This window comes from Psychrobacter sp. T6-1, from assembly GCF_052258445.1.
The window spans coordinates 1-835 of sequence record NZ_JBQQFC010000625.1 but is presented as its reverse complement, the minus strand read 5'-3'; the positions used below and the strand labels follow the sequence as shown (position 1 = coordinate 835).

Below are 835 nucleotides of genomic sequence, written 5' to 3'. Positions count from 1 at the left end.
AGACGAGCGGCGATAGAAGGCATATCAATACGTCACCACAATCAAAGGCGTTACTTATAAAGGTGCTGCTTAGCTAGTCGACTTGCGCACAAAAACGCTGGTACAAGAGCTGCAACACGGCTAAAGCATCATCGCTTGCGATACTGTAATAGATTTGCTTGCCTTCACGGCGAGTGGCGACTAGCTCGTCTTTACGCAAAATACCTAACTGCTGCGATAGGCTTGGCTGACCAACACCGACCAGCTGTTCTAGATCGCCGACACAGTATTCGCCTTGGGTAAGCTGACATAATAATAACAAGCGATCAGGATGCGACAGCGATTTGAGCAATTTGCTCGCCTGCAGTGATGCCGCCTGCATTTGCAAAGCTAAATCGGCTGGTACGCTCTTTGTATTATTTAGAGCCGTTTGATCTAAATCTGCGCTGTTTGCGGGGGTAGAAGTGGTCAGAATAATCTCCTTAGAGAAAAGCGTTGCAAGATGAGTCGCTGATATTATCGTGGCTATAAGCTGCTATTTTAACACTCAAAGATAAAAAGTGCAGAGTCAATACATTCTCTATAGTTGACGCATACTTATTTGAGATAGAACATAAGCTAATGGGCCAAAACAAATTATGCTTAAATTATCAACGATTTAACACAAGATATCAAGTTATTATTATTTACATTATATAAATTGATAAATTGTAAGGTAAATGCTATATTATTGCTATTGATTAACTTAAAAAATATACGAACAAAACGTCTAAATAATAAGTGAGATACCTATGCAAGTACATTCTTTTTTGCACCAAGATACCGAGACTTATAGCCATGTATTAGCAGACGCTAA

Annotated in this window: 1 protein-coding gene; it reads right to left on the bottom strand. The window is 39.9% G+C overall.

Annotation, left to right across the window (positions count from 1 at the left end; translation table 11 throughout):
* Window positions 1–73: 73 nt before the first annotated feature.
* A complete protein-coding gene (locus tag ACTXGO_RS15010; RefSeq protein WP_443575082.1) occupies window positions 74–361 on the bottom strand; it encodes an ArsR/SmtB family transcription factor in 288 nt (95 codons plus the stop codon).
* Between the last annotated feature and the right edge of the window lie 474 nt (window positions 362–835).